Origin of the sequence: Thermus aquaticus, from assembly GCF_001280255.1 — a bacterium.
GTDB lineage: Bacteria > Deinococcota > Deinococci > Deinococcales > Thermaceae > Thermus > Thermus aquaticus.
The window spans coordinates 8,091-8,992 of sequence record NZ_LHCI01000107.1 but is presented as its reverse complement, the minus strand read 5'-3'; the positions used below and the strand labels follow the sequence as shown (position 1 = coordinate 8,992).

The window sequence follows — 902 nt, the reverse complement described above, 5'->3', positions numbered from 1 at the left end:
AGGTACCACCCTCTATCCGAGCGCACCTCGGTGGCCTCTTCCAAGAGCCGAAAGAACTCGTCCCGCTTCATTTGGTCTCCTCCTCCCTCTGGGCGGCGCTGGCCGCGTACTGGGTGGCCAGCCTCAGGACCAGGAGCACCTTGTCCGTGGTGGGCCCGTCAAAGGTGAGCCAGAGCCACCGGTCGGGGGTGCTGTACCCGGGGGCGAACATGAAGGGCCGCCCCGCGTAGACCATGGGAAGCCCCAGGAGGACCCGGGAGAGCTCCGGGGCGTCCCGCTCCCCGCCCACCCCCACCACCTTGAAGAGGTTGGGGTCGCGGATGCTTTGGAGCTTGGCCTTGACCTCCCGGGCGGTGGCGGGGTCCGTGACCACGAAGGCCTTGGCGACCTGGATGCCCCCCTCGGGGCAGGTGTAGATGGGCACGCCCCCGTAGGAGATGTTCTGGCAGGCCCCGCCCCCAAGGGCGGCGATGAGGTAGTCGGTGAGGGCCTTCACCCCGGCCCCCGAACCCACGATGAGGACGTCCCCGCCTCCCCGGAACCCCTGGAGCACCTCCCCCCAGCTGGCGGGGTAGAGCATGTCGTCGGGGAGGCCGCACATCTTGAGGGTCAGGCAGAGGACGCACTTCGTCACCCGGTACACCCCCCGGAGGACCAGGCTGGGCTGGCTGAAGTCCAGCTGGGCCAGGCTCCCGGGGTTGCAGCTCATGACCTGGCCCACCTGCTGCAGGTTGCTGCTTATCCCGCCCCAGTCCAGGCCCGCGAGCCAGTCCATCTGGGCCAGGGCCGGGGCCAGGGCCAACACCAGGACTACAACGGCCTTCTTCACGCTTCACCTCCCAAGCAGAATCCGGTAGAAGGCGGAAAGGTCCACCAGGCTCGTCAGGGCGGAGAGGTCCCCC

Annotated in this window: 1 protein-coding gene; it reads right to left on the bottom strand. The window is 68.7% G+C overall.

Annotated elements, in window-relative coordinates:
• Positions 1–67 precede the first annotated feature (67 nt).
• Complete coding sequence (locus BVI061214_RS11940; protein ID WP_053768675.1) at positions 68–829, bottom strand: hypothetical protein; 762 nt, start codon at positions 827–829, stop codon at positions 68–70.
• Positions 830–902: the final 73 nt, after the last annotated feature.